The organism is Streptomyces sp. NPDC020362 (assembly GCF_040642095.1).
Classification (GTDB): Bacteria; Actinomycetota; Actinomycetes; order Streptomycetales; family Streptomycetaceae; genus Streptomyces.
In genome coordinates this window covers 33,653-56,651 of record NZ_JBFAET010000047.1, presented here as the reverse complement: position 1 = coordinate 56,651, position 22,999 = coordinate 33,653, and the positions used below count along the sequence as shown (strand labels likewise).

Sequence of the window (22,999 nt, the reverse complement as noted above, 5' to 3'; positions counted from 1 at the left end):
GGGGTTCTCTACCTCGGCGTGGCGGCCCGGCGTGGTCGCCGGGCCGCCTCATGAGTGTGACGGAGGGTCACTCCTCCACGGTCAGCCCCTTGCGCAGGCGCACCAGCGTCCGTGACAGCAGCCGGGAGACATGCATCTGGGAGATGCCGAGTTCCTCGCCGATCTCCGACTGGGTCATGCCCGCCACGAAGCGCAGGGACAGGATCTTCCGGTCCCGGCACGGCAGTTCGGCGATCAGCGGCTTCAGCGACTCGACGTACTCGATCCCTTCGAGCCCGTGGTCCTCGTACCCGATCCGGTCCGCGAGCGCACCCTCGGTGTCGTCCTCCTCGGGCTGGGCGTCCAGGGAGGAGGCGGTGTAGGCGTTCGAGGCGGCCATGCCCTCGACGACCTCGTCGTTGGAGATGCCGAGGCGCTCGGCCAGTTCCGTGACGGTGGGGGCGCGGTCCAGCTGCTGGGCCAGCTCGTCCCCGGCCTTGGCCAGGTCGAGCCGCAGCTCCTGCAGCCGGCGCGGTACGCGCACGGACCACGAGGTGTCGCGGAAGAAGCGCTTGATCTCGCCGATGATGGTCGGCATCGCGAAGGTGGGGAACTCCACGCCGCGCGAGAGCTCGAAGCGGTCGATCGCCTTGATCAGGCCGATGGTGCCGACCTGGATGATGTCCTCCATCGGCTCGCTGCGCGAGCGGAAGCGGGAGGCGGCGAACTTGACGAGCGCGAGGTTCAGTTCGACGAGCGTGTTGCGGACGTACGCGTAGTCGTGCGTGCCTTCCTCCAGCGACACCAGCCGCTCGAAGAGGGTCTTGGACAGGGCTCGCGCGTCCACCGCGCCGACCTCGTCGAAGGGGGGGATCTCCGGGAGTCCCTCAAGGGGGTCGAGGGCATCCAGGGGATCGATGGGATGATCCAGTTGTTCCGGTGGGGGTGTCGACGTCGCCATCCGGGTGTGCGAGGCGTCGAGCCGGGGTGACATGGGTGTCCTCCATCGTTCTCGGCATATGGCTGCCGAAGCCAGTACGTGCACTGCGGTGTGCGGCGCCTCCGAGGCCGGCTGTAGGGATGTGTGTCCTACTAGCCCTACCCGCTCCACCGAGCCGGTCGCAAGTGCGTTCTGCCGTGATATGTCCGATAATGCGAGGTTGTTCAGGTGTCGGAGTGCGCACAGAAGGCGTAATGTTCGAGGGCATCAGCAGCCACGACCTCGGGAGAGAGACGGCATGGACCACGGGACAGTCGGCAGTGCACGGTCGGGCCGGCTTCTGGTGGAGGTGCGGGAAGAGGGCTCCAGCGCCGTAGTGGCACCGGCGGGTGAGCTCGATCACCACACCGCCGATCTTCTGCGCGGGCCGCTCGACGACCTCCTGGGGAAGGGGTTCTCACGCCTCGTGGTGGACTGCTCACGCCTGGAGTTCTGCGACTCCACAGGGCTGAACGTACTGCTCGGCGCCCGGCTGAAGGCGGAGGCCGCCGGGGGCGGCGTGCACCTGGCGGCCATGCTGCCGGTGGTCGCTCGCGTGTTCGAGATCACGGGAGCGGAGGCGGTCTTCACCGTCCACGACTCCGTGGCGGCGGCACTGGCCGGAGAGGCCGGCTGAGCCCGCGCCCCTGCCGTCCTCGCGGGGACCGGTGTCGTACGTCGCACCGGTAGTGCCCGATGCGGGGGTGTTCCTCCGGGGCGGCCGGGCAGGAGAGATCCTGAAACCCGTCGTCCGCCGGGCTGCCGGGTCGCCCCGGGAACCGGCGAACGACCCGGGTGCGACGTACGTGTGAAGGGCGGACGGTGGACGGACCAGAGCAGTGGACGGCGCGGGAGTCGTCCGCGGACCGTGGGACGGACGGCGTACGACCGGCCGGCGCCGACGGTGCCGGACTTTTGAATCGTGAACCGGTGAATCGGTGAGGTGAAGCGCTGATGAGCACCACCCGGCCTTGCTCGCCGGGCGACCGCGGCCCGGAGCCCTGCGGCGCTTCCGGGGCGTCCGAGGGGGGTGCGCCGGAGACCGGCGCGTCCGCGGGGGCAGCCGCGCCGTCCGAGTCGACCGAGGGTGTGCAGGAGGCCGCGGGGCGGCAGGTCCGCAGGCTGCGCCTGGACGGCGAGAGCGGCGTCGTCCCGCTCGCGCGTGACTACACCCGCCAGGCACTGTACGCGTGGGGCTGGCTGCCCGCCGCCACCGCCGACCGGCGGGCCGCCGCCGAGGACGTGCTGCTCGTCGTGTCCGAACTGGTCACCAACGCCTGTCTGCACGCCGGCGGCCCCGAGGAACTGTTCCTCGCCTGCGACGACAAGGTGATCCGGGTCGAGGTCACCGACCGCGGCACCGGCCAGCCGGCCCCCCGCACCCCGCACCGCGCCGGCCGCCCCGGCGGTCACGGCATGTTCATCGTGCAGCGGCTGTGCCTGGACTGGGGCGTCGTGCGCACCCCCGGCCGCTCGGGCAAGACGGTGTGGGCTGAACTGGGCGCTCCTGCATGACCGTTTCGCCAGGCACCTGAGCCACCGTCTCCACTCGAATCCCCCGTTCCACACGCCGGATCGACACAACTCCGGCGTGTGCTGCGTCTTCCCTCCTCACGAGCCCCGGCGTACCTTGACGGCCAAATCTGATATGCCGTCAGGAATGAATGGGGTGGACCGACCGTGTCGTACCCGAAACGAACCGCCGCGCTCGCGTCCGCCGCCGCCCTGGCCGGCTCGGTGGTGCTGCTGGCCGCACCGGCGGCGCAGGCCGACGTCGTCGACGTCAACTACCACTGCAAGACGCCGATCGGCGACAAGAGCGCCGTCTCGCCCATCGACATCAAGGGTGTCAAGAGCGGCAGCGGCTACAGGATCACCATGTCCTGGCAGAAGGGCGTCTCCTCCAGCCCGGTCGAGCTGGGCAAGGGCGCGATGAAACCGAGCGCCACCATCAGGCTCGGCGGCGCCGACAGCGGCAGCCTCCCCGTGACGGGGCCGGCCAACTCGGCCGCGATCCCCGCCAACACGCCCATCAAGATCAGCGACCTGAGCGGTACCTACACGCCGAAGAAGACCGGCAAGGTCACCTTCACTGCGGCCACGCTCACCATCCAGGCCCTCGGCACGACGACGACCTGTACGCCGGCCAACAACCCGGGGCCCTCCCTGACGCTGGACGTGACGGCGGCGGGCGGCGGCTCCTCGGGCACCTCCGCCGACGGCTCCTCCGGCGCGAGCGGTACCGGCTCCGGGAACCAGCTCCCGCAGACCGGCCCCGCGGACTCCGCCGTCGCCCTCGGCACGCTCGGCGGCACGGTGCTGCTCGCGGGCACGGCGGGCGCACTGTGGCTGACCCGACGCAACCAGGCGGCACGCCGCTGAACCGCGGGTACGCCGCCGAGCCGGCCGTACGCCGCCGAGCCGGCCGTACGCCGCCGAACCGGCCGTACGCCGCCGAGCCGGCCGTACGCCGCCGAGACGGGCGCTACGCCACCGCGGCGGCCGTACCCCGCCGAACCACAGGTCAAGACCGCTGGAGCCGCCCATGCCGTCCGCCGCCCGTGCCCTGCCCCGCGCTCGCACCCGTGTCCTGCCCCGCGCCGGGCGCCTGCCCCCGGCCTTCGCCCGGACCGCGTCCCCGGGCCGGCTCGCGTTCCTGTGCCGGCTCGCGCCCCTGTGCCTGCTCGCCCTGCTGGGCGCGGCGCCCGCGGCGTCGGCCGCCGCGGGCTGGTCCGTCACGCCCTCGGGAGGCGAGCGCCCGTCCTTCTACGCCGAGGGCCCGCCCGGAACGGTCCTGCAGGACACGGTGTCCGTCACCAACCCCGGGCGCGCGCCCGTCGACGTGCACCTGTCCGGCACCGGCGTCCGGATCGCCTTCGCCGAGCGGGGCGTGCGCATCCCCGCCCGCACCCGTGCCGACGTGCCCTTCACGGTGAGCGTCCCGGCGGGCGCCGAGCCCGGCGACCGCTCCGGCACGATCGTCGCGCGCGACGCCGACGGCCGGACGAGGAGCGTGCCCCTGCGCCTGCGCGTCGGCGGCCCCGCACTCGCCGCGCTGACCGTCGAGCAGGTGGCGGTGCACGGCGACCGCATCACCTACGAGCTGGTCAACCGCGGTACGACCGTCCTCGTGCCCAGGCTCGCGGTCCGCGCGGACGGGGTCTTCGGCCGGGTCCTGGACCGCGCGCCGCGCACCCTCCCCGTCCGCCTGCGGCCGAGCGCGCGCCTGAGGCTGACCGAGCCCTGGCCGGACCGGCCGGCGCTGGACGCGGTCGACCTGCGGCTGACGGTCACGGCGCGGGGCGCGGCGCCCGACACGGCCGGTGCACAGGTGCGGTTCGTGCCGTGGGGGGCGGTGGCGGGCGGGGCCGGCGCGGTGCTCGCGGGGGCGGGCGCGGTGTTCGTCGTACGACGGCGGGGGAGCCGTACGGCGGACGGCGGCCCTGTGGACGGCGGCCCTGTGGACGGTGATCCGACGGGCGGCGGCCTGGCGGACGGCGAACCGGAGAACGGTGAACCGGTGGACGGCCTGGCGGACGGCGAACCGGAGAACGGTGAACCGGTGGACGGCCTGGCGGACGGTGGTCCGGCGGGCAGCGGCCGGGCGGGCGGTGGTCCCGCGGACGGCGGCCCGGGCGGGAGCGGCGCGGAGCAAGTACCCCGGTCCGGCGCCGGGCTGACGGCAGGAGCGGTGAAGTGACCGGCAAGGCGAGAATCCTGCGGCTGCCCGCGCTGGCGGCGGTGCTCGCGCTGCTCCTGCTGCCGCTCGCCGCCCCCGCGGCTCTGGCGGACGGGCCCGCCGTGAAGCTGTCCGAGTCCCAGGCGGGCACGGGCGGTTCGATCACCGTCAGCGGCAGCGGCTGGCGGCCGCACACCCTGCTGATGATGCTGATCTGCGGGCGGTCCGCCCCCTCCCGGGGCGTGATCGGCGGCACCAACTCCTGCGCCAACGGCGACGGACGGGCCGTGACCACCGGTGCCGACGGCTCCTTCGCCAAGAAGCTCCCGGTCGCCGAACCGCCCGTGCCGTGTCCCTGCGTGGTGCACGTCGCCACGGTGACCGGCGCGCAGGCCGAGGCGGACGCCGTCCTCCAGGTGGCCGGACACCCCGTCGCCCCGCTGCCCGCCGAGACCTCGGGAGGCCGGCTGTCGATCCTCTCCGACACCCGGCTGACCGGCTCCGGCTCCGTGCTGACCTGGTTCGGGGCACCGCCGAGCCGCACCCTGGTCTTCACCGCGGGCAACAGCGGCTCCGCAGCGATCAAGGACCCGGTCTTCCGGGTCGGCACCGCACACGGCGTCTTCGCACCCCAGTGGGACGAGCAGCAGTGGCGCGGCACCCTCGCGCCCGGCAGGAGGGCGCAGATCAAGCTGCCCGTCGAACTGTCGGCCGGGGCACACGGCGACTACACCGTCTCCCTCCGGTACGACGGCAAGGTCCTCGCCGAGCAGCCGTGGGGTGTGGGCCGCCCCTGGGGCGTGACGCTGTTCTGGATCCTGCTCTGCCTGGTCGTGCCGACCGCCGTCTTCCGCGCCGGGATGGCCGTGGTGGACCGGGTACGGCCGCGCCGGCCCGGCGGTGTCCGCCACCGGCGGCTCGCCCGGCCGGCACTGCGCCTGCCCCGCTCCCGCACCCCCGGGCCCCGGCCCGAACAGACTCCGACCCTGCCGTGGTTCACCCCGGACTCCGCTCCGGGCGACCCGGCCGGCCGGCTCTCCGCACCGCACGACGACAGCCCGACGAGTCCTACGACTCCCACCACGAAGGGACCCACGTGAGCATGCGAAGGAGAGGCACACCGGCCCGAAGGACGGGCGCCGCGGGCGCCGCACTGGCGCTCTGCTCGGCGGGCGTGCTGCTGGGCGTGGCCGCCACGCCCGCGCAGGCGGCCCAGGTGTCGTTCGCCACCCACTGCGTGCCGCCCGCGGGCATCGACCCGGTCGACGGCACCACGAAGGTCGAGATCACCGCGCCGGCCACGGCCAAGGTCGGCGACACGGTGGACATCGTGTGGAAGTTCGTGCAGGCCGCCTCCAAGAACCCGAACATCATCGACCTGCCCGCCAACTCGGTGCAGCCGTCCGGGGTGCTCAAGGCGGCCGGCGCGCAGACCGCCGACATCGCCCTGCAGGGACCGCGTCAGAACCCGGCGATCCCCAAGGGCGGCGACATGGTGCTCTCGGACATGAAAGGGAGCCTGAAGCTGACGGCGCCCGGCGAGGTGACGCTGACGCCGGACGCGTACACGGTCAACGCGATGTCGACGGACACCAAGTGCACGCCGAAGGAGACCGTGCAGAAGGCGGCGACGATCCAGGTGACGCCGGGGGGCGGCGGCACGTCGAGCACGACGCCGACCCAGTCGACCACCCCGACGCGGTCGACTACGCCGACGCAGAGTTCCACCGCCACGGCCACGTCGACCGGCGGCACCGGCCAGACCGACTTCCCCGGCAAGGAGGTCCAGGTGCCCTACGCCTGCAAGACGCCGATCGGCGACAAGAACGCGACCTCGCCGGTGCAGATCAACGCCAAGAAGAACAGCGGGAGCTACGACCTCACCGTGCAGTTCAAGAAGTCGGTGATGAACAGCCCCGCCGACATCCCGAAGGACTCCGTGAAGCCGTCGATGGAGGTGGCGCTGGGCGGCTCGGACAAGGGCACCGTGCACGTGGAGGGGCCGGCGAACGCGAACCCCATCAAGTCCGGTGACCCGATCGAGATCCCCGACCTCACCGGCACCTACAAGCCGGGCGCGAGCGGCACCTCGACCCTGTCCCCGGGGGTGCTGACCATCAAGGCCCTGGGCACGACGACGACCTGCACGCCCACCAAGTCGGAGGTCTCGCTCACCCTGGACACCACCCAGCAGCCGGGCGGCGCCTCGGGCGGCACGTCGACCTCCGGGGGTTCCTCGTCCTCGGGCGGCAGCAGCAGCGGCGCGGGCGGCCTGGCCGAGACCGGCTCCGGCGACCACGGCGCCCTCAAGGCCCTCGGTCTGGTGGCGGGCACGGCGATCCTGCTGGGCGCGGCGGTGTTCACGTTCATGCCGAAGCGCAGGACGCGGTAGTTCCCGGACAACGCAAGAGGGCCATCGCACCGTCAGGGATGCGATGGCCCTCCTGCGAGCACCGGACTACGTCAGTGGACGTCGCCCATCAGCTTGTTGACCTTGTTGCGGTACATCCACACCGCGACACCGGCGATCACGGCGAGCACCGCCTCCAGGGCGACGAAGCCCGTCTTGTCGAGGTTGACCCCGCCGACGGCCGGGTTCGACAGCAGGGCGGTGACCGAGTCGCCCGCGGTGACCGCGAGGAACCAGACGCCCATCATCTGGGAGGCGTACTTCTTCGGCGCCATCTTCGTCGTCACGGACAGACCCACCGGCGACAGCGTCAGCTCACCGACCGTCTGGACGAAGTAGATCGCGACCAGCCACATCGCCGCGGCCTTGTGACCGCCCTCGGCGATCGACAGCGGTGCGAGGAAGAGGAAGAAGGACGCACCGATCAGCACCAGGCCGGAGGCGAACTTCACGATCGTGCTCGGCTCCTGGCCGCGTCGGTTCAGCCACAGCCACAGCCAGGCGAAGACGGGCGCCAGAGCCATGATCATGACCGGGTTGACCGACTGGTACCAGGAGACCGGGAACTCCCAGCCGAAGACGGTGTTCTTGGCCGAGTCGCTGGCGAAGAGCGACAGGGTCGAACCGCCCTGGTCGTAGATCATCCAGAAGACGGCGGCGGCCACGAAGAACCAGATGTACGCCGACACCTTCGAACGCTCGGCCGAGTCCAGGTCCTTGTCCCGCAGGATGCGGGCGATGACCACGACCGGGACGATCAGACCGATGACGGTCAGCGGGATCAGGGCCCAGTTCAGCGTGAAGTGGCCGGAGAAGCTGACGGCGCCGTAGAAGACCGCGGCGATCGCCAGCCAGGTCAGGCCCTTGCGCAGCGTGGCGGACTTCTCGTCGGCCGACAGCGGCGTGGGAACGACGCTGCTCTTCTCGCTCAGGTGGCGGCTGCCGAGCAGGTACTGGGCCAGACCCAGCGCCATGCCGAGCGCGGCCAGCGCGAAGCCGAAGTGCCAGTTGACGTTCTCGCCGACGGTGCCGATGACCAGCGGCGCGGCGAAGGCGCCCAGGTTGATGCCGATGTAGAAGAGCGTGAAGCCACCGTCACGGCGCGGGTCGTCCGGGCCCTTGTAGAGGTGGCCGACCATCGTGGAGATGTTGGCCTTCAGCAGACCCGAACCGATGGCGACGAGGCCGAGGCCGACGAAGAAGCTGGCGGCCGCCGGCAGCGCCAGGCACAGGTGGCCGAGCATGATGATCAGGCCCGAGACGGCGACCGTCTTGCGGGGGCCGAGAACGCGGTCCGCGAACCAGCCGCCCGGCAGGGCGAGCAGGTACACGAGCGACACGTACACCGAGTAGATCGCGGTCGCCGTGCCCGCGTTCAGGTGCAGGCCACCCGGGGCCACCAGGTACAGCGGGAGCAGGGCCCTCATGCCGTAGTAGGAGAAACGCTCCCACATCTCGGTCATGAAGAGAGTGGCCAGTCCGCGGGGGTGGCCGAAGAAGGTCTTCTCGGACCCGGGGGTGCCCGGGCGGACCGAGTCCTTCGTCAGGCTGGACGCCATGGTCGTTCCTTGCTGGTCGGGACGCGCGTTGGAGCGTCGCGCGCCCGGTGGGGGTGCAGCCGGCACCGGCAGGGTCGGTCGTCCACCCCCACGCCCAGGGGGAGTCCGCTCCGGATCACGGCGCGGTGGACGGCGACCACCGGGATCCACGCCCCGGCGACGCATCGGTGCGTCCGGAGCCCGGCCAGAGGTCATTCCTTTCAAGGCTGGTCTGGACCAGCCCGCACACCAAAAAGACCTTCAGCGTCGAGTGTCCGCCGAAGGTCCCTGGTTGTACTACAGGCGTTCAGGTCACCATACGGCAGGACACTGCCGGATATGGAAGGACTTGAGACACGGATCACAGGTGTCGACGGAACCGCGCGACCGCTTTCGAAGGTCCCCCTACCATCGCACCTCCGGGGCAATGGTCCGGACCACCACGCCGACAAGGTAAGAAGCCCAGGAACCGATCACACCCCGGCACTGCACGCGGGCGGTCTACCATCACTGCATGACCCGTGTACTGCTCGCCGAGGACGACGCGTCCATCTCGGAGCCGCTGGCCCGCGCCCTGCGCCGGGAAGGTTACGAGGTCGAGGTGCGCGAGGACGGCCCCACCGCGCTCGACGCCGGAATGCAGGGCGGCGTCGATCTGGTCGTGCTGGACCTCGGCCTGCCCGGCATGGACGGCCTGGAGGTCGCCCGCCGGCTGCGCGCCGACGGCCACACCGTGCCGATCCTCATTCTGACCGCGCGGGCCGACGAGGTGGACACCGTCGTCGGCCTGGACGCGGGCGCCGACGACTACGTCACCAAGCCCTTCCGGCTCGCCGAACTGCTCGCCCGGGTGCGGGCCCTGCTGCGCCGCGGTGCGGCGGAGCCGCAGCAGCCGCCGGCCACGCACGGCGTGCGGATCGACGTCGAGTCGCACCGCGCGTGGATGGGCGACGAGGAACTCCAGCTGACCGCCAAGGAGTTCGACCTGCTGCGGGTGCTCGTCAGGGACGCCGGCCGCGTGGTCACCCGGGACCAGTTGATGCGCGAGGTCTGGGACACGACGTGGTGGTCGTCGACCAAGACGCTCGACATGCACATCTCGTGGCTGCGCAAGAAGCTGGGCGACGACGCGGCGAACCCCCGGTACATCGCGACGGTGCGCGGCGTCGGGTTCCGGTTCGAAAAGAGCTAGGCGCCGTAGGGGCTGATGCGGGGGATCGGCTGCGGGTCCGTTGTGGCCGGTCGCGCACACGCGGCGGAGCCGCACGTCGGCAGAGCCCCGCGCCCCTGAGGGCGTCGGCCGTGCCCGGGATGCCCGGCCGACCGAGGCACACTGGTCGTCGTAGGCCATCCCGGAGGACCCTGTGCGTCGTCGTCTCATCCAGTCCACCCTTGCCGTCGTGCTGGTGGTGATCGCGGTCTTCGGCGTGTCCCTCGTCATCGTCGAGACGCGGACGATCAGCAACAGTGCCCAGGAGCGTGTGGAGTCCGAGGCGCTGCGGCTGGCCAGCATCGTGGACAGCCGGATCCTCGCGGCGGAGAACGTCAACGCCGAGGTCCTGCGCAACCCGGTCAGCAAGGAGCAGTACGCGGAGATCCGGGTTCCGGGCCGGGCGCCGATCGCGATCGGCACCAGGCCCGAGGGGGACGTCATCCGCTCCACGCAGCGGGGCGAGGAGGGCGAGACGGTCACCGTCGAGGAGCCCCGCTCCGCAGTGACCCGCGAGGTCGGCCGGACCCTGCTGATCATCGCGCTGGTGGCGCTGCTCGCCGTGGTCGCCGCCGTACTGCTCGCCGTGCGCCAGGCCAACCGGCTCGCCTCCCCGCTCACCGACCTCGCCGAGACCGCCGAACGCCTCGGCTCCGGCGACCCGCGTCCGCGGCACAAGCGCTACGGCGTCCCCGAGCTGGACCGGGTCGCCGACGTGCTGGACTCCTCCGCCGAACGCATCGGCCGGATACTGACGGCGGAACGGCGCCTTGCGGCCGATGCCTCGCACCAGCTGCGCACCCCTCTGACCGCCCTGTCCATGCGCCTGGAGGAGATCACCCTCACCGACGATCCGGACACGGTGAAGGAGGAGGCGAACGTCGCCCTCGCGCAGGTCGAGCGGCTCACGGACGTGGTGGAGCGGCTGCTGACCAACTCGCGCGACCCGCGCACCGGCTCAGCCGTCCCCTTCGACCTGGACGAGGTCATCCAGCAGCAGCTCGCCGAGTGGCGGCCCGCCTACCGCAGCGCCGGCCGGGCCATCGTCAGCTCGGGCAAGCGGCATCTGCAGGCCGTCGGCACCCCGGGCGCGGTCGCGCAGGTGCTGGCCGCACTGATCGAGAACTCGCTGATGCACGGTGGCGGCACAGTCGCCCTGCGCACCCGTGTCACCGGCAACCAGGCTGTGGTCGAGGTCACCGACGAAGGCCCCGGGGTCCCGGCCGACCTGGGCGCGCGGATCTTCGAGCGGACCATCAGCGGGCGCAACTCCACGGGCATCGGACTGGCCGTCGCCCGGGACCTCGCCGAGGCCGACGGCGGCCGTCTGGAACTGCTCCAGGCCCAGCCGCCGGTGTTCGGACTCTTCCTGTCCCGCACGCCCCCGGCCCGCAAGTCGGACGAGGACCGGCCGATGGTCCGCTAGCAGCGGCCCGCCGGACAGGTCCCGCAGGTCCTGGGGAATCGCAGGTCCTACGAAACCGCAGGTCTCAGGGAACCGCAGGTCTCAGGGAACCGCAGGTCTCAGGGAACCGCAGGTCTCAGGGAACCGCAGGACCTGGGGGGAACCGACGGTCCTAGGGGACGCGCTGCGTCGACGAGGGGTTCTTCGACTCCTGCTCCAGGATCGACTCCGCGCTCGCCACCGCCTCCCGGGCGGGCAGCGCCGTGAAGACCCAGGTGCGGTACGACCAGAACCGGAACAGGGTGGCGATGCCGATGCCGAGGAACTTGAAGACGTTGCTCTGCAGCGGGCTGTCCCAGCCGAAGCCGTAGGTCGCCAGGTACAGCACGCCGTTCTCGATCACCAGACCGATCGCGCTGAACAGCAGGAAGAGCGTGAGTTCCTTGGTGCGGCCGCTCTTGTCGCGGTCCCGGTACGTCCAGTAACGGAAGCCGACGTAGTTGAAGGCGATCGCGACGACGGTCGCGATGATGCTGGCGCGTACCACCGGCAGGTCGGAGACGTGCCGGACCAGGTTGAAAACACCGAGATTGACAAGGACGCCGGCGCCGCCGACGGCGCCGAACTTGGCCACCTCGCGTACGAGCCGTTGCAGCCCCGAGGAACGAGGTTCCATGGCTGTGCAGCTCCCGTCCGTAGGTTTCGTCAACCCAGCCATGCTATCCAGGCGCTCAGCCCGCCGCTCCCGGACCCGGCCACAGCTTGGGAACGGGTCGGAAAGAGGTGGGAAAGCCCCGGGTAAGAGGGCGTGAGAGGGACGCGATCGGGCCGCCCCGGCGTGGCCGATACGCTAGGGGTGTGACGTTCCCGGTAGTCGGCATGGTCGGCGGGGGGCAGCTCGCGCGTATGACGCACGAAGCGGGCATCCCGTTGGGCATCAGGTTCAAGCTCCTCAGTGACACCCCTCAGGATTCCGCGGCGCAGGTCGTGAGCGATGTCGTCATCGGCGACTATCGCGATCTCGACACGCTGCGTGAGTTCGCGCGCGGTTGCGATGTGATCACCTTCGATCACGAACATGTACCCACCGAGCACCTCAGGGCCCTGGAGGCGGACGGCATTCCCGTGCGCCCGGGGCCCGACGCGCTGGTGCACGCCCAGGACAAGGGTGTGATGCGCGCGAAGCTCGACGCGATCGGGGTGCCCTGCCCGCGCCACCGGATCGTGAGCGATCCGCACGACGTCGTCGCCTTCGCGGCCGAGGGCGACGGCTTCCCGGTCGTGCTCAAGACCGTCCGCGGCGGCTACGACGGCAAGGGCGTGTGGGTCGTGGAGAGCGCCGAGGAGGCCGCGGAGCCCTTCCGCGCCGGCGTTCCGGTGCTCGCCGAGGAGAAGGTCGACTTCGTACGGGAGCTGGCCGCCAACGTCGTACGCTCCCCGCACGGCCAGGCCGTCGCCTACCCGGTGGTCGAGTCCCGGCAGGTCGGCGGCGTGTGCGACACGGTCGTCGCCCCCGCTCCCGACCTGGACGAGGAGCAGGCCCTCAGGGCCGAGGAGATGGCGCTGCGGATCGCCAAGGAGCTGGGCGTCGTCGGGCACCTCGCCGTAGAGCTCTTCGAGACCCGCGACGGCCGCATACTCGTCAACGAACTGGCGATGCGTCCGCACAACTCGGGCCACTGGACCCAGGACGGCGCGATCACCTCGCAGTTCGCCAACCATGTCCGCGCGGTCCTCGACCTCCCGCTCGGGGACCCGCGCCCGCGCGCCCGGTGGACGGTCATGGTCAACGTCCTCGGCGGCGACTACCCGGACATGTACTCCGCCTACTTGCACTGCATGGCCCGCGACCCCAAGCTCAAGATCCACATGTACGGCAAGGACGTGAAGCCCGGCCGCAAGGTCGGACACGTCAACACCTACGGCGACGACCTGGACGACGTGCTGGAGCGCGCCCGTCACGCAGCCGGCTATCTGAGAGGCACGATCACCGAATGAGCCCCGTTGTTGGCATCGTCATGGGGTCGGACTCCGACTGGCCCGTCATGGAGGCCGCCGCCAAGGCCCTGGACGAGTTCGAGATCGCCTACGAGGTGGACGTCGTCTCCGCGCACCGCATGCCGCGCGAGATGATCAGCTACGGCGAGCACGCCGCCGAGCGCGGCCTGAAGGTGATCATCGCCGGTGCCGGGGGCGCCGCCCACCTGCCGGGCATGCTCGCCTCGGTCACCCCGCTGCCGGTCATCGGTGTCCCCGTGCCGCTGAAATACCTCGACGGCATGGACTCGCTGCTCTCGATCGTGCAGATGCCGGCCGGTGTCCCGGTCGCCACCGTCTCCGTCGGCGGAGCCCGCAACGCCGGGCTGCTCGCGGCCCGCATGCTGGCCGCGCACGACGAGGATCTGCTGCAGAAGATGCGCGACTTCCAGCAGGACCTGAACGACCAGGCCACCGAGAAGGGCAAGCGGCTGCGCTCCAAGGTCGAGGGCACCGGCGGCTTCGGCTTCGGGAAGTGAGGCCCGTGACCTCACTGGACCAGGCCCGCGAGCTGCTGCGCGCGTACCCCGTCGTCGACGGCCACAACGACCTGCCCTACGCGCTGCGCAAGCAGGTCCGCTACGACCTCGACGCACGCGACGTCGCCGAACGCCAGGACGCCCATCTGCACACCGACCTGCCCCGGCTGCGCGAGGGCGGGGTCGGCGCCCAGTACTGGTCGGTGTACGTCCGCTCGGACCTGCCCGATGCGGTGCCGGCCACGCTGGAGCAGATCGACTGCGTACGGCAGCTGATCGAGCGCTACCCGCGGCAGCTGCGCGGCGCCCTGACGGCGGCCGACATGGAGGCCGCCCGCGCCGAGGGCCGCATCGCCTCGCTGATGGGCGCGGAGGGCGGCCACTCGATCGCCAACTCGCTCGGCACCCTGCGCGGGCTGTACGGGCTGGGCGTGCGCTACATGACGCTCACCCACAACGACAACGTGGACTGGGCCGACTCGGCGACCGACGAGCCGAGGGCGGGCGGCCTGACCGCGTTCGGCCGCGAGGTCGTGCGCGAGATGAACCGGCTCGGCATGCTCGTCGACCTCTCCCACGTGGCGGCGACGACCATGCGCGACGCCCTGGACGCCTCCTCCGCGCCGGTGATCTTCTCGCACTCCTCGGCCCGGGCCGTGTGCGACCACCCGCGCAACATCCCGGACGACGTCCTGGAGCGGCTGCCCGGCAACGGCGGCGTGGCGATGGTGACCTTCGTGCCGAAGTTCGTGCTGCAGGCGGCCGTCGACTGGACCGCAGCGGCCGACGAGAACCTGCGCTCCCACGGCTTCCACCACCTGGACACCAGCCCGGAGGCGATGAAGCTGCACCGCGCCTTCGAGGAGCGCACCCCGCGTCCGGTCGCCACCGTCTCGACGGTCGCCGACCACCTGGACCACATGCGCGCGGTGGCGGGCATCGACCACCTGGGCATCGGCGGCGACTACGACGGCACGGCCTTCACCCCCGACGGCCTGGACGACGTCTCCGGCTACCCGAACCTGATCGCCGAGCTGCTGGACCGCGGCTGGTCGAAGACCGACCTGGCCAAGCTGACCTGGCAGAACTCGGTACGGGTACTGGGCGCGGCGGAGGACGTGGCCCGCGGCCTTCAGGCGACCCGTCCGGCGTCCCACGCCACCATCGAGTCGCTGGACGGCTGAGCGTCCAGGGCGGGGTAGTCGTTGTAGCCGTCGGCCCCGCCCACGTACATGAAGTACCGGTCCCGGACCGGGTTGAGCGGGGCGCCCCGGCGCAGCCGTTCGACCAGGTCCGGGTTGGCGAGGAACGGCCGGCCGAGCGCCACCAGGTCGGCGCCGGCCGCCAGCAGGTCCTGCACGCCCCGGGTGACGGCCTCGGTGGTGAGGTCCGTCAGGTCCGGGTTGCCGATCAGGACGCCGGGCCAGTCGGCGCGGATCCGCCGGTACCAGCCGGTCTCCGGGTCCGAGCGCACCAGGTGCAGATAGGCGAGGTCCAGGTCCTTCAGGCGAGCCAGGAGCGCCGCGTAGAGGCCGTCGGTGTCCTCCTCCACGACGCCGTTGACGGTGGAGCCGGGGGAGATCCGTACGCCCACCCGCTCGGCGCCGATCGCGTCGGCCACCGCCTCGGTCACCTCGGCCGCGAAACGCACCCGCCGCCGGGCGGAGCCGCCGTAGCCGTCCGTGCGGCGGTTGGTGTTGTCCGCGAGGAACTGGTGCAGCAGCATGCCGTTGGCCGAGTGCACCTCCACGCCCTCGAAACCCGCTGCGACGGCCCGGCGGGCGGCCTCGGCGAAGTCGGCGACGGTGGCCCGGACGTCGTCGGCGGTCATCTCCCGGGGGACGGCCGCGGGCCGGTGCCCGTGCGGAGTGAAGATCGTCTCCGGCAGCGGGACCGGGGAGGGGGCCACCGGCGTCAGACCGGTGGTCGCCGGATGGCTGACCCGGCCGCCGTGCTGGAGCTGCAGGAACATCCGCCCGCCGCCCGCCCGCACGGCCTCGGTCACCCGACGCCAGCCGGCCACGTGCCGGTCGGTGTGGATCGCCGTGATGTTCGGGTACGTCTGTCCGACCGGGTTCGGCGTCGAGCCCTCGGCGATGATCAGCCCGGCCGTGGCGCGCTGGGCGTAGTGCGTGGTCATGAGCGGGGCGGGGGTGCCGTCGGCCTCCGCGCGGTTGCGGGTGAGCGGGGCCATCACCAGGTGGTGGGGGAGTTCGAGCCGTCCGAGCCGGGCCGGTGCCAGGAAGTCCGTGGTCTGCGTCATGCCCGTACGCTAGAACCTGACATCAGTGTCAGATTCAAGTCCCGGAGGAACTCGGAGGCTCAGATGCGGATCGGCGAACTGGCCCGGCGCACCAGTGTGAGCGAGCGGTCGCTGCGCTACTACGAGACCCAGGGCCTGCTGAGCAGCGCGCGCACACCCGGCGGGCACCGGGACTACCCGGAGGCGGCCGTCGACCGGGTCATCCGGATCCAGGAGTTGTACGCCGCCGGGCTGCACAGCGAGAAGATCCGGCAGCTGCTGCCGTGCATGCGGGACGGGGACGGCGGGCCCTCCGCGATCGCCACCCCGCGGCTGGTCGCCGACCTCACGGCCGAGCGCGACCGCATCGACCGCACCATCGCCGACCTGGTGCGCTCCAGGGAGACCCTGGACGAGGTGATCCGGGTGGCCGGGGAGGCCTGACAGACCGTCCCCCCGGCCACCCCGCTCATCTCTCCCGGGATCAGCAGGCGCAGAGGCAGAACGGGTGCCCCGCGGGGTCGGCGTACACCCGCCAGGTGCGCGAGCGGTCCCCGGCGTCCAGCGGCTTCGCCCCCAGTGCCAGCACACCCTTCTCGGCCGTGTCCAGGTCGTCCACCACCAGGTCCAGATGGAACTGCTGGGAGCCGTCCGGCGCGGGCCACTCGGGCGGGACGAAACCGGGCGCCTGCTGGAAGGCGAGCGCCTGCCCGCCCGGCATCTTCACATCGACCCACTCCCCGTCGCCCTCGACGGTGCCGCCGAGCACCTCGGCGTAGAAACCGGCGAGCGCGCGCGGGTCCGGGCAGTCCAGGACGACCACACCCAGCCTGGCGAGAGCCATGACGTTCTCCTCGCATTCGGAGTTGTTCGTGTCCGCGTTACCTTTAAATGAAGGCAACCGGTAACCGTTACTCGATGCTCCCGCACAGGAGGTAACGCCGCAACCGGATTCGAAAGGTAACTTGCAGGCATGAGTGAGAGATCGCCCGCCCCGGGAGGCCTGGCCCTGGTCGAGTCCCTGGTGAACACGCTGGACATCGAGTCGGGCGCCGACTCGCTGGACACGGCGGACGGCCGGGCGCGCCTCGGGCTCACCGAGGAGGAGGTGCCGCACGCCCGCGCACTGCGCGAGTCCCTGCGGGCCACGCTGCTCGCGCACGCCGGACACCCGCCGCACCGCGAGGCGACCCCGCTCGGCGAGCTGCTGGCGCACGCTCCTGTCCATGTCGCCGTCGACGACCGCGACGGCTCCGCGACCCTCGTCCCGGCGGGGGGCGGCCCGCTGCTCTCCCGGGTCGCCGCCGCCGTCGCCGAGGCGCTCGTCGCGGGCACCTGGATGCGGCTGAAGGCATGCGAGGCCGAGACCTGCCACTGGGCGTACTACGACCGCAGCCCCGCCGGACGCGGCCGCTGGTGCTCGATGCAGGTGTGCGGGGCGCGCGCCAAGATGCGCAGGTACCGGGCGAAGGAGCCATGAACCACAGGGGGTTCATCGGCCACGTATGTGTTCCGTGGTGCAGAATGCGGGAAGACGCCGGTTCGGCCGACTGAGCCTCGGCCGAACCGGCGTCACTTGCTCCCCCGCGCACAGGGATTCGTCTGCACGCGGATCTGTCTTGTACGCGGATCTGTTTCGTACGTGGATCTGTCCGTCCGCGGATCTGTCCGTGCGTGGATTCGTCCGCGTGCGGTTCCGCCTAGGCGGTCGGGCGGCCCATCGCCCGGTACGTCCATCCCGCGCGCCGCCACAGCTCCGGGTCGAGGGCGTTGCGGCCGTCCAGGATCACCCGGGCCGCCGCCACCTCGCCCAGCGCCGCCGGGTCCAGCTCGCGGAACTCCCGCCACTCGGTCAGGTGCAGCACGACATCGGCCCCCCGCACCGCCGCGCGGGCCGAGTCGGCGTAGCCCAGGGTGGGGAAGACCTTGCGGGCGTTCTCCATGCCCTTCGGGTCGTACACCGTCACCTGGCCGCCCTGGAGGTGGATCTGCCCGGCCACGTTCAGCGCCGGCGAGTCCCGGACGTCGTCGGAGTCGGGCTTGAAGGTGGCGCCGAGGACCGCGACCCGCTTGCCGAGGAAGGAGTCGCCGCCGAGGGCCTCGCGGGCCATCTCCACCATCTGGCCGCGCCGGCGCATGTTGATGGAGTCGATCTCCCGCAGGAAGGTCAGCGCCTGGTCCGCGCCCAGCTCACCGGCGCGCGCCATGAACGCCCGGATGTCCTTCGGCAGACACCCGCCGCCGAAGCCGATCCCGGCCCGCAGGAACTTCTTGCCGATCCGGTCGTCGTGGCCGATCGCCTCGGCCAGCTTCGCCACGTCACCGCCGCCGGCCTCGCACACCTCCGCCATCGCGTTGATGAAGGAGATCTTGGTCGCGAGGAAGGAGTTCGCGGCGGTCTTCACCAGCTCGGCGGTCGGGAAGTCGGTCACCACGAACGGCGTGCCCTCGGCGACCGGGGTGGCGTACACCTCGCGCAGCAGCTTCTCGGCCCGCTCGCCGCGCACGCCCACCACGATCCGGTCCGGGTGCAGGGTGTCCTGCACGGCGAAGCCCTCGCGCAGGAACTCCGGGTTCCAGGCCAGCTCGGCGTCCGCACCGGCCGGAGCGTGCTCGGCGAGGTAGGCGGCCAGCCGCTCGGCCGAGCCGACCGGCACGGTCGACTTGCCGACGACCAGGGCCGGGCCGCGCAGATGCGGGGCGAGGGAGGCGATGGCGGCGTCGACGTACGACATGTCGGCCGCGTACTCCCCGTGCCGCTGCGGGGTGTTCACACACACGAAGTGGACGTCGCCGAACGCGGCGACCTCGGCCCAGTCGGTGGTGAACCGCAGCCGCCCCGAGGATCCCTCGAAGCCCGCCACGTGCTTCCTCAGCAGCTCCTCGAGTCCCGGCTCGAACATCGGGGTCTCGCCGCGCTCCAGCATCGCGATCTTCTCGGGCACGACATCGAGCCCCAGCACCTCGAAACCGAGCTCCGCCATGGCCGCGGCGTGCGTGGCGCCGAGATAGCCGGTGCCGATCACGGTGATCTTCAGGCTCATGGATGTGCTCCAGATCGGGTACGTCGGTGATGCGGAGCCGAGCATAGTCTGGCTGTCCACCGGGCAATTTCCCCGCTGTCGCCAAGGTCACGTAGGCGTGCTTCGGGCAGGCCTCTAAAATTTGAGTTACTTAACGGTAATTAGCGTCAGTATCACTGCGTCTTTGGAGCGTGAGAGATCGTGGCCGGATCGGCTGACTTCGACCTGTACCGCCCGTCCGAGGAGCACGACATGCTCCGGGACGCCGTCCGCTCGCTGGTCGAGGCGAAGATCGCGCCGTTCGCCGCCGCGGTGGACGAGGAGGCCCGCTTCCCGCAGGAAGCCCTCGATGCCCTGGTCGCCAACGACCTGCACGCCGTGCACGTCCCCGAGGAGTTCGGCGGCGCCGGCGCCGACGCGCTCGCCACGGTCATCGTGATCGAGGAGGTGGCCCGCGCCTGTGTCTCCTCCTCCCTCATCCCCGCGGTGAACAAGCTGGGCTCGCTCCCGGTGATCCTCTCGGGCTCCGAGGACCTGAAGAAGAAGTACCTCACCCCGCTCGCCAAGGGCGACGCGATGTTCTCGTACTGCCTCTCCGAGCCGGAGGCGGGCTCGGACGCGGGCGGCATGACCACCAAGGCCGTCCGCGACGGCGACCACTACGTCCTCAACGGCGTGAAGCGCTGGATCACCAACGCGGGCGTGTCCGAGTACTACACGGTCATGGCCGTGACCGACCCGACCAAACGCACCAAGGGCATCTCCGCCTTCGTCGTCGAGAAGTCGGACGAGGGTGTCTCCTTCGGCGCCCCGGAGAAGAAGCTCGGCATCAAGGGCTCCCCGACCCGCGAGGTCTACTTCGACAACGTCCGCATCCCCGCCGACCGCATGATCGGCGAGGAGGGCACCGGCTTCGCGACCGCCATGAAGACCCTGGACCACACCCGCATCACCATCGCGGCCCAGGCCCTCGGTGTCGCCCAGGGCGCCCTCGACTACGCCAAGGGCTACGTCCAGGAGCGCAAGCAGTTCGGCAAGCCGATCGCCGACTTCCAGGGCATCCAGTTCATGCTCGCCGACATGGCCATGAAGATCGCGGCCGCCCGTGCCCTGACGTACCAGGCCGCGGCCGCCTCCGAGCGGGGCGACAAGGACCTCACCTTCCAGGGCGCGGCCGCCAAGTGCTTCGCCTCGGACGTCGCCATGGAGGTCACCACGGACGCCGTCCAGCTGCTCGGCGGCTACGGCTACACCCGTGACTACCCGGTGGAGCGCATGATGCGCGACGCCAAGATCACCCAGATCTACGAGGGCACCAACCAGGTCCAGCGGATCGTCATGGCCCGCAACCTGCCGTAAACGGCCCACGGGTTCCAGGCTCTCCGGGAAGGCGCCCTGCGGGGCGCCTTCCGTCGTTCCGGGGCTCCCTGAGGTCGTTCCGGGGTCCCCTGAGGTCGTTCCGGCGCTCGCCTTACGACCGGTCGGTCACATGCCGAACGGCGCTCACCGGCGTAGGACGGAAGCACACGGGGCCCGCCCGGGCCCCTCTCCCCTCAGGAGGAGCCATGACCCAGCCCGGAACCATGACCGCCATGACCAAGCAGATGCAGGAGTGCGTCGAGGCCTGCATGAACTGCCACACCGTCTGCGAGGAGACCATGAGCTCCTGCATGCAGATGGGCGGCCAGGCCCAGATGCAGATCATGCGCGCGCTCATGGACTGCTCCGAGACGACCCGGATGTGCGCCGACATGATGATGCGGCGCTCGCCGATGTCGGCCGAGATGTGCGCGATGTGCGCCAAGGCCTGCGAGATGTGCGCCGAGGCGTGTATGTCCATGCCCGACGATCCGCAGATGATGCGCTGTGCCGAGGCGTGTCGCCGCTGCGCGGAGATGTGCCGCGCGATGGCGGGCGCCAAGATGTGAGCCGATGCCCCTGAAGGCAGCAAGGGCACCCTCGCGGGTGCCCTTGGTCCTGTCCGGTGTTCTCCGCCGTCCCGGTCTCGCTAGTTGCCGGAGACGGTGACCGGCTGGTCGTTCTTCAACTCGTCCACCAGGGTCTTCACCTTCGTCTTGTCCCAGACGAGGTTGCCGCCGGTGGAGCCGGAGATCGGCATGTTGAGGGACTTGCCGTCACCGCCGCTGACGCCCTTCATCGCCCAGAACATCGAGGCCAGGTCCCACAGGGACATGTCCTTGTCGACGATCAGGGAGTCCAGCCCCGCACCCATGGTCGGGTAGAACTTGAACGGGTTGAGGACCGTCGAGGGCGTGGCCACCTGATGGGCCAGGGCGGAGAGGAACTTCTGCTGGTTCTTGGTGCGCTGGAGGTCGGAGGCGGCGAAGGCGTGCCGCGTGCGGACGAAGGCCAGGGCCTGCTCGCCGTTGAGCGTCTGCTTGCCCGCCTTGAAGTCCGCGCCCGAGTACTTGTCCTTGAAGGCCTGGTCGATGGTGATGTCGACGCCGCCCACCGCGTCCACGATCTTGGCGAAGCCCTGGAAGCCGATCTCGCAGTAGTGGTCGATGTGCAGACCGGTGTTGTACTCGATCGTGCGGACCAGCAGCGTCGGGCCGTCGAACGCGTACGCCGCGTTCAGCTTGTTCTGGCCCATGGCGGGCCGGATCTTGCCGGACTCGGAGCCGCGGAACGTCGGAATCGTGACGTTCGAGTCACGCGGCAGCGAGATCAGTGTGTCGCCGTTGTCCCCGACGTGAAGGATCATCATCGAGTCGGTGCGCTTGCCCTCGGCGGATCCGGTGTGCAGCTTCTTCTCGTCCGCCTTGGACATGCCCTCACGGCTGTCCGAGCCGACGATCAGGTAGTTCGTGCCCTGGCCGGACTCGGGCCGGTCGATGACCTTGGACAGGTCCACCTCGCGGCGCAGCTTGGAGTCTGCCCAGAAGTAGGTCGCCACCGATGTGATGATGAACACGGTGACCAGCGTGAGCGTCGTCCACTTGAGCCGACGCCGCCAGTTCGGCCGCGGCCGGTAGCGCGCGACGTCCGGGTCCGCGTCGTTGTCGTTGGGCACGTAGCCGCCGCGGCCGCCGCCGTAGACCTGGCCCGTGTTGTAGCCGCTGTCGTAGCCGTCGTAGCCGGCGCCGTCGTCGTATCCCTGGCCGTCGGTGTACGACGGCTGCTGCGGGACTCCGGCGCCGTACCCGCGCTGCCCGGGCGGTACCGGGCCGCGCTGCACCTGGCGCATCACGCGGGCGCCTTCCGGCTGCGTGCCGCCGCTGCCGCGTCCGTAGCGCGGGCCGCGGTTGTCGTCGGACCATCCCTGGGGCCAGTCATTCATGCGCCCCAGTGTGCAGGTCTCGGGTGTGTGCCTTACAAGGGGTGTCGGAAAATCAGAGCGGCGCTGTTGCGAAGCTGACACAAATTCCGCGGAAGTCGCTTCGGCATAAGGTGGGGGCCATGACAGACCAGGCCCTGGATGCGGAGCCGGACATTCCGGGCAAGCCGACGTCCGCTTCCCGCACCACGCTCAGCCACATCATGACCCACAACGACACGAACCTTCTGGGCACGGTGCACGGCGGGGTGATCATGAAACTGGTCGACGACGCGGCGGGCTCGGTGGCCGGCCGGCACTCCGGCGGTCCCGCGGTCACCGCGTCCATGGACGAGATGGCCTTCCTGGAGCCGGTCCGGGTCGGTGACCTGGTCCATGTGAAGGCCCAGGTCAACTGGACCGGCCGGACCTCGATGGAGGTCGGCGTCCGCGTCCTTGCCGAACGCTGGAACGAGTCGACCCCGGCCACCCAGGTCGGCTCGGCCTACCTGGTCTTCGCAGCCGTGGACGCCGACGGCAAGCCGCGCCGGGTGCCCCCGGTGGTCCCCGAGACCGACCGCGACCGCCGCCGCTACCAGGAGGCCCAGATCCGCCGGACCCACCGCCTCGCCCGCCGTCGGGACATCCGCGAGCTGCGCGAGAAGCGGGCGGCGGAGGGCTTCGAGGACTAGAGCGCTTCGCGGGCCGGAGGGCTTCGAGGACCTTCGGGGACCAGAGAGC

22 protein-coding genes and 1 pseudogene are annotated in these 22,999 nt (G+C 71.0%); 16 read left to right on the top strand and 7 right to left on the bottom strand.

Features of this window, described 5'->3' with window-relative positions; genetic code table 11:
• Nucleotides 1-67 precede the first annotated feature (67 nt).
• The gene (locus AB0H32_RS19400) at nucleotides 68-973 is read right to left on the bottom strand and encodes an RNA polymerase sigma factor SigF (protein ID WP_361121664.1); all 906 of its coding nucleotides are present in this window, start codon (nucleotides 971-973) and stop codon (nucleotides 68-70) included.
• A gap of 244 nt (nucleotides 974-1,217) precedes the next feature.
• Here AB0H32_RS19400 and AB0H32_RS19395 point away from each other — a divergent pair, with 244 nt between their 5' ends.
• The 6 genes and pseudogenes from AB0H32_RS19395 (at nucleotide 1,218) to AB0H32_RS19370 (ending at nucleotide 7,029) form a co-directional block, all read left to right on the top strand.
• The gene (locus AB0H32_RS19395; protein ID WP_361121661.1) at nucleotides 1,218-1,595 is read left to right on the top strand and encodes an STAS domain-containing protein; all 378 of its coding nucleotides are present in this window, start codon (nucleotides 1,218-1,220) and stop codon (nucleotides 1,593-1,595) included.
• A 317-nt stretch (nucleotides 1,596-1,912) separates the two neighbouring features.
• Nucleotides 1,913-2,473, top strand: a complete 561-nt coding sequence (locus AB0H32_RS19390) for an ATP-binding protein (RefSeq protein WP_361121659.1) — start codon at nucleotides 1,913-1,915, stop codon at nucleotides 2,471-2,473.
• 165 nt (nucleotides 2,474-2,638) lie between these two features.
• Complete coding sequence (locus tag AB0H32_RS19385; RefSeq protein ID WP_361121656.1) at nucleotides 2,639-3,340, top strand: LPXTG cell wall anchor domain-containing protein; 702 nt, start codon at nucleotides 2,639-2,641, stop codon at nucleotides 3,338-3,340.
• Nucleotides 3,341-3,614: 274 nt separating this feature from the next.
• Nucleotides 3,615-4,376 (top strand): annotated as a pseudogene (locus AB0H32_RS19380) (hypothetical protein); the annotation flags it as partial.
• A 278-nt stretch (nucleotides 4,377-4,654) separates the two neighbouring features.
• Nucleotides 4,655-5,737, top strand: a complete 1,083-nt coding sequence (locus AB0H32_RS19375; protein ID WP_361121652.1) for a hypothetical protein — start codon at nucleotides 4,655-4,657, stop codon at nucleotides 5,735-5,737.
• Between the two features lie 2 nt (nucleotides 5,738-5,739).
• Nucleotides 5,740-7,029, top strand: coding sequence for a hypothetical protein (locus AB0H32_RS19370; protein WP_361121673.1), 1,290 nt, complete (start codon nucleotides 5,740-5,742; stop codon nucleotides 7,027-7,029).
• 71 nt (nucleotides 7,030-7,100) lie between these two features.
• On the opposite strand, the gene AB0H32_RS19365 is transcribed toward AB0H32_RS19370, so the two are convergent.
• Nucleotides 7,101-8,606, bottom strand: a complete 1,506-nt coding sequence (locus AB0H32_RS19365; protein ID WP_361121649.1) for an oligopeptide:H+ symporter — start codon at nucleotides 8,604-8,606, stop codon at nucleotides 7,101-7,103.
• Nucleotides 8,607-9,099: 493 nt separating this feature from the next.
• Here AB0H32_RS19365 and AB0H32_RS19360 point away from each other — a divergent pair, with 493 nt between their 5' ends.
• Complete coding sequence (locus AB0H32_RS19360) at nucleotides 9,100-9,777, top strand: response regulator transcription factor (protein WP_020940464.1); 678 nt, start codon at nucleotides 9,100-9,102, stop codon at nucleotides 9,775-9,777.
• Between the two features lie 172 nt (nucleotides 9,778-9,949).
• On the top strand, nucleotides 9,950-11,221 hold the full coding sequence (locus tag AB0H32_RS19355; RefSeq protein ID WP_361121646.1) for an ATP-binding protein: 1,272 nt from the start codon (nucleotides 9,950-9,952) through the stop codon (nucleotides 11,219-11,221).
• 151 nt (nucleotides 11,222-11,372) lie between these two features.
• On the opposite strand, the gene AB0H32_RS19350 is transcribed toward AB0H32_RS19355, so the two are convergent.
• Nucleotides 11,373-11,876, bottom strand: coding sequence for a GtrA family protein (locus AB0H32_RS19350; protein WP_361121643.1), 504 nt, complete (start codon nucleotides 11,874-11,876; stop codon nucleotides 11,373-11,375).
• A 182-nt stretch (nucleotides 11,877-12,058) separates the two neighbouring features.
• Between AB0H32_RS19350 and AB0H32_RS19345 the strand changes: the two genes are divergently transcribed.
• Genes AB0H32_RS19345 through AB0H32_RS19335 form a run of 3 tightly spaced genes read left to right on the top strand, consistent with a single transcriptional unit; the run spans nucleotide 12,059 to nucleotide 14,900 of the window.
• Complete coding sequence (locus AB0H32_RS19345) at nucleotides 12,059-13,198, top strand: 5-(carboxyamino)imidazole ribonucleotide synthase (RefSeq protein WP_361121640.1); 1,140 nt, start codon at nucleotides 12,059-12,061, stop codon at nucleotides 13,196-13,198.
• Complete coding sequence (gene purE / locus AB0H32_RS19340; RefSeq protein ID WP_361121637.1) at nucleotides 13,195-13,716, top strand: 5-(carboxyamino)imidazole ribonucleotide mutase; 522 nt, start codon at nucleotides 13,195-13,197, stop codon at nucleotides 13,714-13,716. Before AB0H32_RS19345 ends, purE begins: the two co-directional genes overlap by 4 nt.
• Nucleotides 13,717-13,721: 5 nt before the next feature.
• Nucleotides 13,722-14,900, top strand: coding sequence for a dipeptidase (locus tag AB0H32_RS19335; protein WP_361121634.1), 1,179 nt, complete (start codon nucleotides 13,722-13,724; stop codon nucleotides 14,898-14,900).
• Here AB0H32_RS19335 and AB0H32_RS19330 read toward each other — a convergent pair.
• The gene (locus AB0H32_RS19330) at nucleotides 14,849-15,979 is read right to left on the bottom strand and encodes an alkene reductase (RefSeq protein ID WP_361121632.1); all 1,131 of its coding nucleotides are present in this window, start codon (nucleotides 15,977-15,979) and stop codon (nucleotides 14,849-14,851) included. The two genes, AB0H32_RS19335 and AB0H32_RS19330, sit on opposite strands and share 52 nt — an antisense overlap.
• Nucleotides 15,980-16,042: 63 nt before the next feature.
• On the opposite strand from AB0H32_RS19330, the gene AB0H32_RS19325 reads away from it, so the two are divergent.
• Nucleotides 16,043-16,402, top strand: a complete 360-nt coding sequence (locus tag AB0H32_RS19325; protein WP_361121629.1) for a MerR family transcriptional regulator — start codon at nucleotides 16,043-16,045, stop codon at nucleotides 16,400-16,402.
• Between the two features lie 40 nt (nucleotides 16,403-16,442).
• Here the strand turns inward: AB0H32_RS19325 and AB0H32_RS19320 are convergent, their stop codons facing one another.
• Nucleotides 16,443-16,802: a VOC family protein gene (locus tag AB0H32_RS19320; protein ID WP_361121626.1), complete on the bottom strand. Its 360-nt coding sequence runs from the start codon at nucleotides 16,800-16,802 to the stop codon at nucleotides 16,443-16,445.
• 129 nt (nucleotides 16,803-16,931) lie between these two features.
• On the opposite strand from AB0H32_RS19320, the gene AB0H32_RS19315 reads away from it, so the two are divergent.
• Nucleotides 16,932-17,438 carry a CGNR zinc finger domain-containing protein gene (locus AB0H32_RS19315; protein ID WP_361121623.1) on the top strand — a complete coding sequence of 169 codons (507 nt, stop codon included), beginning with the start codon at nucleotides 16,932-16,934 and terminating at the stop codon, nucleotides 17,436-17,438.
• 220 nt (nucleotides 17,439-17,658) lie between these two features.
• On the opposite strand, the gene AB0H32_RS19310 is transcribed toward AB0H32_RS19315, so the two are convergent.
• Nucleotides 17,659-19,002 (bottom strand): UDP-glucose/GDP-mannose dehydrogenase family protein, encoded by a 1,344-nt coding sequence (locus AB0H32_RS19310; RefSeq protein WP_361121621.1) that lies wholly within the window; start codon nucleotides 19,000-19,002, stop codon nucleotides 17,659-17,661.
• Nucleotides 19,003-19,182: 180 nt separating this feature from the next.
• On the opposite strand from AB0H32_RS19310, the gene AB0H32_RS19305 reads away from it, so the two are divergent.
• The gene (locus tag AB0H32_RS19305) at nucleotides 19,183-20,340 is read left to right on the top strand and encodes an acyl-CoA dehydrogenase (protein ID WP_361121618.1); all 1,158 of its coding nucleotides are present in this window, start codon (nucleotides 19,183-19,185) and stop codon (nucleotides 20,338-20,340) included.
• A 206-nt stretch (nucleotides 20,341-20,546) separates the two neighbouring features.
• Nucleotides 20,547-20,909 (top strand): four-helix bundle copper-binding protein, encoded by a 363-nt coding sequence (locus tag AB0H32_RS19300; protein ID WP_361121615.1) that lies wholly within the window; start codon nucleotides 20,547-20,549, stop codon nucleotides 20,907-20,909.
• 80 nt (nucleotides 20,910-20,989) lie between these two features.
• Here AB0H32_RS19300 and AB0H32_RS19295 read toward each other — a convergent pair whose 3' ends face one another.
• Nucleotides 20,990-22,282 (bottom strand): LCP family protein, encoded by a 1,293-nt coding sequence (locus AB0H32_RS19295; protein WP_361121612.1) that lies wholly within the window; start codon nucleotides 22,280-22,282, stop codon nucleotides 20,990-20,992.
• Between the two features lie 119 nt (nucleotides 22,283-22,401).
• Here AB0H32_RS19295 and AB0H32_RS19290 point away from each other — a divergent pair, with 119 nt between their 5' ends.
• Nucleotides 22,402-22,950, top strand: a complete 549-nt coding sequence (locus tag AB0H32_RS19290) for an acyl-CoA thioesterase (protein ID WP_361121609.1) — start codon at nucleotides 22,402-22,404, stop codon at nucleotides 22,948-22,950.
• The last annotated feature ends 49 nt before the right edge of the window (nucleotides 22,951-22,999 follow it).

What these genes read in the sequence shown, in the direction of transcription:
- AB0H32_RS19325 (WP_361121629.1), top strand. Translation starts at nt 16,043, where the DNA reads ATGCGGATCGGCGAACTGGCCCGGCGCACCAGTGTGAGCGAGCGGTCG.
- AB0H32_RS19330 (WP_361121632.1), bottom strand. Translation starts at nt 15,979, where the DNA reads ATGACGCAGACCACGGACTTCCTGGCACCGGCCCGGCTCGGACGGCTC.
- AB0H32_RS19365 (WP_361121649.1), bottom strand. Translation starts at nt 8,606, where the DNA reads ATGGCGTCCAGCCTGACGAAGGACTCGGTCCGCCCGGGCACCCCCGGG.
- AB0H32_RS19300 (WP_361121615.1), top strand. Translation starts at nt 20,547, where the DNA reads ATGACCCAGCCCGGAACCATGACCGCCATGACCAAGCAGATGCAGGAG.
- AB0H32_RS19290 (WP_361121609.1), top strand. Translation starts at nt 22,402, where the DNA reads ATGACAGACCAGGCCCTGGATGCGGAGCCGGACATTCCGGGCAAGCCG.
- AB0H32_RS19350 (WP_361121643.1), bottom strand. Translation starts at nt 11,876, where the DNA reads ATGGAACCTCGTTCCTCGGGGCTGCAACGGCTCGTACGCGAGGTGGCC.
- purE (WP_361121637.1), top strand. Translation starts at nt 13,195, where the DNA reads ATGAGCCCCGTTGTTGGCATCGTCATGGGGTCGGACTCCGACTGGCCC.
- AB0H32_RS19315 (WP_361121623.1), top strand. Translation starts at nt 16,932, where the DNA reads ATGAGTGAGAGATCGCCCGCCCCGGGAGGCCTGGCCCTGGTCGAGTCC.
- AB0H32_RS19295 (WP_361121612.1), bottom strand. Translation starts at nt 22,282, where the DNA reads ATGAATGACTGGCCCCAGGGATGGTCCGACGACAACCGCGGCCCGCGC.
- AB0H32_RS19370 (WP_361121673.1), top strand. Translation starts at nt 5,740, where the DNA reads ATGCGAAGGAGAGGCACACCGGCCCGAAGGACGGGCGCCGCGGGCGCC.
- AB0H32_RS19400 (WP_361121664.1), bottom strand. Translation starts at nt 973, where the DNA reads ATGTCACCCCGGCTCGACGCCTCGCACACCCGGATGGCGACGTCGACA.
- AB0H32_RS19390 (WP_361121659.1), top strand. Translation starts at nt 1,913, where the DNA reads ATGAGCACCACCCGGCCTTGCTCGCCGGGCGACCGCGGCCCGGAGCCC.
- AB0H32_RS19320 (WP_361121626.1), bottom strand. Translation starts at nt 16,802, where the DNA reads ATGGCTCTCGCCAGGCTGGGTGTGGTCGTCCTGGACTGCCCGGACCCG.
- AB0H32_RS19360 (WP_020940464.1), top strand. Translation starts at nt 9,100, where the DNA reads ATGACCCGTGTACTGCTCGCCGAGGACGACGCGTCCATCTCGGAGCCG.
- AB0H32_RS19310 (WP_361121621.1), bottom strand. Translation starts at nt 19,002, where the DNA reads ATGAGCCTGAAGATCACCGTGATCGGCACCGGCTATCTCGGCGCCACG.
- AB0H32_RS19395 (WP_361121661.1), top strand. Translation starts at nt 1,218, where the DNA reads ATGGACCACGGGACAGTCGGCAGTGCACGGTCGGGCCGGCTTCTGGTG.